Here is a 7,012-nt window from a genome sequence, read left to right as displayed (position 1 = left end):
TGAGACCGCCGGACCCCCGGTTCGGGTGCTTCTTGGCGCCAACACGGGGCTGGGCGCACGAGGGCGCGCTAGGGTTTTCGGTATCCATCGGGAAGGGGCTTTCTTCCTTGGTGGTCAGGCCCTCGCACCGGGATTGCCGTCCCGGCGGGGGCCGAAGTTCTTACTGGGGTTGTCGCGCTGAGCGTAGGGCACGCAACCCGCCCCAAACCTAGCTGACTTGGGCATATTCACTCGCGGGAGTGAGTTTGGGCGACGGGCGGGAGGGGTGGGGTTTGGTGGGGTTCTTTCCCCTCGTCGTTCCTTTGTCGGTGACGTCCCTCGCGACCAGAGCCCGCGTTTCGAGGTTCCGGTGTCCGGGTGGAGATTTCGGTGTTCACGGCGCTGGGGGTGGTGGGCCGCACCTACCGTGATCGGTGACGGGACGGTTGCGTACGGTGACGGAGGTGTGCGGATGTCGGTGGAGGCGGAGGCCGGGCGGCTCAGGACGGAGGCGGACGAGCCGGGGTGGGAGGTGGACCCGGACGACGACTGGGGGCTCGCCGTCATCGCCACGGTGGGACGGCAGTTGAAGCTCAGGCGAGAAGCGGTCGGCATGCGCGCGGGCGACTTCGGCAGGGCCGTGGGGTATGGAGAGGACCTCGTCTACAAGATCGAGGGCGGCAGGCGCATCCCGAGGCCGGAGTATCTGGAGCGGGCGGACGAGGTGTTGGGGGCGGGCGGCTTGATCGCCGCGATGAAGGAGGACGTGAAGAAGGTCAGGTATCCCAAGCAGGTACGGGACCTGGCCAAGATGGAGGCCAAGGCGGTGGAGCTTCAGCTGTACGACCCGCTCAACATTCATGGGCTGTTGCAGACGCCGGAGTACGCGCGCGGGCTGCTGCTCATGAGGCGTCCCGCTTACGGCCATGACGAGATCGAGCGGTTCATCGCCGCGCGGGTGGCCCGCAAAGCGGTCTTCGAGCGGGACCCGGCGCCCGAGATGAGCTTCGTCCTGGAGGAGTGGACCCTACGGCGTCCGCTCGGCGGAAAGGCGTTGCTGCGCCGCCAGCTTGAACATCTGCTTCAGGCAGCGCAGTTGCGGAACGTCGAGCTTCAGGTGATGCCGATGGATCGGGAGGAGCACGCGGGACTGGCGGGCGGGATCGAGGTGCTCAAGTTCGAGGACGGGGCGGCGGTCGGCCGTTCGCCGGCGGTGGCCAACGGCCGACCGGTGTCCGAACCGCGGCAGCTCCGTATTCTTGAACTGCGGTATGGCATCATCCGCGCCCAGGCGCTCACCCCGCGTGAGTCCACGGCCTTCCTCGAACAACTGCTGGGGGACACATGATCCACACCAACATGGCTAGAGGCGCTTCCGACCTGGCGTGGTTCAAGAGCAGCTACAGCAGCAGCAGTGAGGGTGACTCCTGCGTCGAAGTAGCCCTCACCTGGTTCAAGAGCAGCTACAGCAGCAGCGGTGATGGCGAATCCTGCGTCGAAGTCGCCACCACCCCCGCTCTCGTCCACGTCCGTGACTCCAAGACCACAGATGGCCCTCTGCTCACCCTCGGGGTCGGTTCCTGGGCGGCGTTCGTCGGTCATGCGGGGCGGGCCCCGTCCGTGTGAGGGGACCCGTCTGCCCGGCGTGGTCGTTTCACCCGGCCGCGCCCCGCTCCGAGAGTGAAGTAGCCGTATGCGCCGCTGAGCCCCGTCGCCCCGTCGGCCGTCAGGGGCGGCGGCCTGTAGCCGATCACCCCCCGGTGAGGCGGTACCTTCGTGCTCACGTCGACGAGGAGAGACAACGTGAGCAAGTTCGTGCGGCCCGCAGCCGAGGGTGCCGACCCGTTCGGGACCGCCCGTCTTGGGCGAGGTGTGCTGGACGCCTGGGCCACCAGCCCCGCCCGGTTCCGCGAGGACGCCAACGCCGAGGAGGACCTCGTCCTCGGCGGGTACCGGGACCGGCTCGTCGTGGAACTCGCGCAGAACGCCGCCGACGCGGCCGCCCGTGCCGGGGTGCCCGGACGGCTCCGGCTCACCCTCCGCGACGGCGTGCTGTTCGCCGCCAACACCGGCGCCCCGCTGGACGCGGCCGGCGTCGAGTCCCTCTCCACCCTGCGCGCCTCCGCGAAGCGGGCCGACAGCGAGGGAGCGGTGGGGCGGTTCGGCGTCGGGTTCGCCGCCGTGCTCGCGGTGACGGACGAACCCGCGGTCGTCGGCCGGCACGGCGGCGTCCGCTGGTCCCTCGCCGAGTGCCGGGAACTCGCCGAGGAGACCGCCCGGCACAGCCCCGGCCTCGGCGACGAGATCCGCCGCAGGGACGGCCATGTGCCGCTGCTCCGGCTCCCGTTCGCCGCCGAGGGCACCGCCCCGGACCCGTACGACACGGTCGTGATCCTGCCGCTGCGCGACACCGCGGCCACCGACCTCGCCGAACGCCTCCTGGACGCCGTCGACGACGCACTGCTCCTCGCCCTGCCCGGGCTGGAGGAGGTCGTGGTCGAGACGGCCGAGGACAGCCGGACCCTCACCCGCCGCACCGACGGCGGGCTCACCGTCGTAGAGGACTCGCGGGAGGGCACGACCCGGTGGCGTACCGTCTCCGCGCACGGTCCGCTCTCGCCCGAACTGCTCGCCGACCGGCCGGTCGAGGAGCGGCTGCGGCCGCACTGGTCGCTGACCTGGGCCGTGCCCACGGACGGCCGGGGCGCCCCCGACCGGCCGCGCACCGCCGCCGTCCTGCACGCGCCCACCCCCAGCGACGAGGCCCTCGGCGTGCCCGCCCTGCTCATCGCTTCCTTCCCGCTCGACACCACCCGGCGGCACGCCGCGCCCGGCCCGCTCACCGACTTCCTGGTGCGCCGCGCGGCCGACTCCTACGCCGAACTCCTCGCCCACTGGCGGCCGGTGGGGGAGGAGATCATCCACCTCGTGCCCGGCCCGCTCGGCAAGGGCGAGCTGGACGGCGCGCTGCGCCAGGCGATCCTGGAGCGGCTGCCGCGCACCGCGTTCCTGCCGCCCGCCCTCGACGCGGCCGAGGACTCCGACCTGCCCGAGGCGCTGCGGCCCCGGGACGCCGAGATCGTCGAGGGGGCGGGCGCCGACACCGTCCGCGTGCTCGCCGAGGTGCTGCCCACGCTGCTGCCCGCCGGCCTCGAACGACGGGTGGAGCTGCGCACCCTGGGCGTCGCCCGGCTGCCGCTCGCCGACGCCGTGGACCGCCTGGCCGGCCTGGAGAAGGACCCGGACTGGTGGTGGCGGCTCTACGACAGCCTCGCCGGCGTCGACCCGGAGCGGCTGTCCGGGCTGCCGGTGCCGCTCGCCGACGGCCGGACCACCATCGGGCCCCGCCAGGTGCTCATCCCCACCCCCGACGCCACCGCCATCGACCCGGAGACGCTCGCCCGGCTCGGCCTCAAGGTCGCCCACCAGGACGCCGCCCACCCCCTGCTGGAGAAGCTCGGCGCGCTCCCCGCGTCCCCGCGCGCGGTGCTGACCACCCCGCAGGTGCGGGCCGCGGTGGCCGCGTCCCTGGACGACGACGGCGGGGCGAACTGGGAGGAGGACACCCCGGACGCCGAGGAGCTGGCGGACACCGTCCTCGCCCTGGTCCGGGACGCGGGCCTGGAGCCCGGCGACGAGCCCTGGCTGGGCGCCCTCGCCCTGCCCGACGAGGACGGCGAACCGGCCCCGGCGGGCGAACTGGTCCTCCCCGGCAGCGCCTTCGCCCGTGTCATCCGCGAGGGCGAACTGGCCGCCGTCGCCGCCGACCTCGCCGAGAAGTGGGGCGAGCAGCCGCTGGCCGCCTGCGGCGTGCTGGCGGACTTCGCGCTCGTGCGGGCCACGGACGTGGTCCTGGACCCGGACGAACTGGAGCCCCGCGAGGGCGACTTCGCCGAGCCGGACGACGCCGGTCTGCTGGACGCCGTCGACGTGTGGTGCGAGGACATCCTCGACCGCTTCCCGGACACCCCCGTCCCGCCGGTCGCCACCGAACTGGTCGCCGTCCGCGACCTCGACCTCGTCGACGAGGACCACTGGCCGCAGGCGCTCGCGCTGCTCGCCCGGCCCCCGCTGCGCGACGCCCTCACCCAGCCGGTCCGCATCCTGCTCCCCGACGGCACCCACGAGGTCGTGCGGCCGTACACGGCGTGGTGGCTGCGCGGGCACCCGGTCCTCGACGGCCGCCGCCCGGCCGGACTGCTGGCCGCCGGGGGCGACCCGCTGCTGCGCGGCCTGTACGAGGAGGCCGACGCCACCGGCTTCGAGGACGAGCAGGTGCTGCGGGCGCTGGGCGTACGGACCTCGGTCGCGGCCCTGCTCGGCGAGCCCGGCGGCGCCGCCGAACTCCTCGACCGGCTCGCCGACCCGGACCGCTCGGTCACCGGCGCGCAGCTGCACGCGCTCTACGGCGCGCTGGCCGACCTCGACCCCGAGCAGGTGACCCTCCCCGACGAGGTGCGGGCCGTGGTCGACGGCCGGGTGGAGGTCGTGGACGCGGCGGACGCGGTGGTCGTCGACTCGCCGGACCTGCTGCCGTTCACCACCGGCGTGCCGCTGCTGCCCGTACGGCCGTCGCGCGCGGCGGAACTCGCCGAGCTGTTCCAGGTGCGGCGGCTGAGCGAGTCCGTCACCGGGTCGGTCGACTCGCAGGGCACCGAGCACGACGTCCCCGAGCCGGTCCATGTGCTGCTCGGCCCGCGCACCCCGCGGACGTACGTCGAGCACGAGGAACTGGTGGTCGACGGCGTCGAGATCGACTGGCGCCTGACCGGTGACGGCGTCCTGCACGCGGCCACCCTGGAGGGTGTCGCGGCCGGTCTGGCCTGGGCGGCGGGGCAGTGGCCGCGCCGCTTCGAGGTGGCGGCGCTGCTGGAGGACCCGTCCCGGACGGAGGAGCTGGCGCGCGACCGCTGGTTCGACTGAGCGGCCGCCGCGGGAGACGTTTTCCGGCCACCTTCACGGGGTGGCCACAAGTTTCCCTTTCAGTACAACCTTTGATCCCTCTCGTGGATCTGATCGGTCGAGTCAACAGACTCACCGATCACTTCCATGCAGGGGAACGCATGCGCATACGTGCCACCGTGGCCGCCGTCACCGGCGCCCTGGCCCTCTCCGCTTTCGCCGTGCCGGCCGCACAGGCCGCGGGCGGTTCGACCTTCGGCGCCGACGCGACGAAGCTGCACGAGGCCGCCCACTCGGCGTCCGGCAAGTCCGCGTTCACCGCCACCACCGCGGACGACGACGCTCCGTACGCCATGGACGTCACCTTCTCCAACGTCAAGATCGCCAAGGCCGTCAAGGTCGGTACGACCGCTCACGTCGCCACGTCGGTCACCTACACGCTGACCCACGCCGCCGATGTCGACATCACGGCCGACGACTTCCTCACGGGCGCCTACATCTACAAGGGCTCCTACGAGAACGAGTCCAACCTCCTGATCGGCGACGACCCGGCGACCTGCACGGTCACCTCGTCGACCACCGCCGACTGCAAGGGGAACATCGACATCTACCCGAGCTACGGCGACCTGACGAACGCCGACGCGGGTCTCTGGCACGCCGGTGCCCTGGCCATCGCGTACAACGGCCAGCTCGACAGCACGGACCCCGACATCACCAAGGTCGGCTACGCCGACCAGGGCGCCCTCGGCACCACCCAGGTCCAGCGCCTGTCGAAGCTGACGGTCAACGCCACCCCGGAGCCGGTGAAGAAGGGCAAGACCATCACGGTCACCGGCAAGCTGTCCCGCGCCAACTGGGACGACAACAAGTACCACGGCTACGCCACCCAGGCGGTCAAGCTCCAGTTCCGCAAGAAGAACTCCAGCACCTACACCAACGTCAAGGGCGTCAAGTCGTCCTCGACGGGCACCCTGAAGACCACCACCAAGGCGACGGTGGACGGCTACTACCGCTTCTCCTTCGCGGGTACCTCCACGACCCCCGCGGTCAACGCCACGGGTGACTACGTCGACGTGAAGTAGTCCCATGGAGACGTAATCCGGTCGCAAAGTAATCAAAATCTGACCGGATTACGTCTCACGCGTACAACCAGTCTCCCTGCTCATGGATCTGATCACCCGAGTCAACAGACTCCCTAGATCACCTGGGCCTCGCGCCCACCGTTCTCCACCTGGGGAATCCATGCGCATTCGTGCCACCGTGGCCGCCGTCTCCGGCGCCCTGGCCCTCTCCGCGTTCGTCGCCCCGGCCGCCCACGCCGCCGGCAGCACACCGGACGTCACCTTCTCGAACATGAAGGTCAACAAGGGCAGCAGCATGGTCGTCGGCACGGCCAAGAAGTCCTTCTCGGTCACCTACACCGTGACCCACGCGGCGAGCCTGAGCGCCAGCACCTTCCAGACGGGCCCGTTCATCTACCGCGGGACCTCGGCCGCCTCGCCGTCCGACCTGTTCATCTCCGAGGACCCGGGCACCTGCACCGCCGCCTCCACGACCGTGCTCAACTGCACGGCCTCCCTGGTCTTCACGGTCGGCGGCGACTCGGACCTGGCCAACAGCGAGGCCGGTTCCTGGAAGGTCGGCGGCCTCGCCGTCGACAGCTCCGACCACACCAACTGGCAGGGCGACCTGGGCACCACCAAGGTCCTGCGCGCCGCGAAGCTGACGGCCGACGCCACCCCGGAGCCGGTGAAGAAGGGCAAGACCATCACGGTCACCGGCAAGCTGTCCCGCGCCAACTGGGACACCGGCAAGTACGCCGGCTACGCCACCCAGGCGGTCAAGCTCCAGTTCCGCAAGAAGGGCTCCAGCACCTACACCACGCTGAAGACCGTCACGTCGTCCTCCACGGGCACCCTGAAGACGACGACCACCGCGACGTCCGACGGCTACTACCGCTTCTCCTTCGCGGGCACCTCCACGACCTCCTCGGTCAGCGCCACGGGCGACTACGTCGACGTGCAGTAGTCCCTGTCACGGGCGAGGGGAACCGTGCGACCGTCTTCCACCGGCCCGCGCGGTTCCCTCCGGCCGCGCGGGACGTGGATCGCGGGCCCGTCCGCGTTCAGGC

At 71.5% G+C, this 7,012-nt stretch carries 5 protein-coding genes; all 5 read left to right on the top strand.

The genetic code is table 11. The features are described 5' to 3' along the window. Window positions 1-451 precede the first annotated feature (451 nt). The 5 genes from ACZ619_RS30765 (at window position 452) to ACZ619_RS30745 (ending at window position 6,909) form a co-directional block, all read left to right on the top strand. Window positions 452-1,327 carry a helix-turn-helix domain-containing protein gene (locus ACZ619_RS30765; protein ID WP_469605739.1) on the top strand — a complete coding sequence of 292 codons (876 nt, stop codon included), beginning with the start codon at window positions 452-454 and terminating at the stop codon, window positions 1,325-1,327. 11 nt (window positions 1,328-1,338) lie between these two features. Then, entirely contained in the window at window positions 1,339-1,605 is a 267-nt protein-coding gene (locus ACZ619_RS30760; protein WP_469605736.1) for a DUF397 domain-containing protein, read from the top strand. A gap of 177 nt (window positions 1,606-1,782) precedes the next feature. After that, window positions 1,783-4,902 (top strand): sacsin N-terminal ATP-binding-like domain-containing protein, encoded by a 3,120-nt coding sequence (locus tag ACZ619_RS30755; protein WP_469605733.1) that lies wholly within the window; start codon window positions 1,783-1,785, stop codon window positions 4,900-4,902. A gap of 140 nt (window positions 4,903-5,042) precedes the next feature. After that, a complete protein-coding gene (locus ACZ619_RS30750; RefSeq protein ID WP_469605730.1) occupies window positions 5,043-5,963 on the top strand; it encodes a hypothetical protein in 921 nt (306 codons plus the stop codon). A gap of 160 nt (window positions 5,964-6,123) precedes the next feature. Next, entirely contained in the window at window positions 6,124-6,909 is a 786-nt protein-coding gene (locus tag ACZ619_RS30745; protein ID WP_469605728.1) for a hypothetical protein, read from the top strand. Window positions 6,910-7,012 lie beyond the last annotated feature (103 nt).

The sequence above is a fragment of the Streptomyces sp. NPDC104367 genome (assembly GCF_055583825.1).
This window is presented reverse-complemented; position numbering and strand designations above follow the sequence as displayed.

What these genes read in the sequence shown, in the direction of transcription:
- ACZ619_RS30765 (WP_469605739.1), top strand. Translation starts at nt 452, where the DNA reads ATGTCGGTGGAGGCGGAGGCCGGGCGGCTCAGGACGGAGGCGGACGAG.
- ACZ619_RS30745 (WP_469605728.1), top strand. Translation starts at nt 6,124, where the DNA reads ATGCGCATTCGTGCCACCGTGGCCGCCGTCTCCGGCGCCCTGGCCCTC.
- ACZ619_RS30760 (WP_469605736.1), top strand. Translation starts at nt 1,339, where the DNA reads ATGGCTAGAGGCGCTTCCGACCTGGCGTGGTTCAAGAGCAGCTACAGC.
- ACZ619_RS30750 (WP_469605730.1), top strand. Translation starts at nt 5,043, where the DNA reads ATGCGCATACGTGCCACCGTGGCCGCCGTCACCGGCGCCCTGGCCCTC.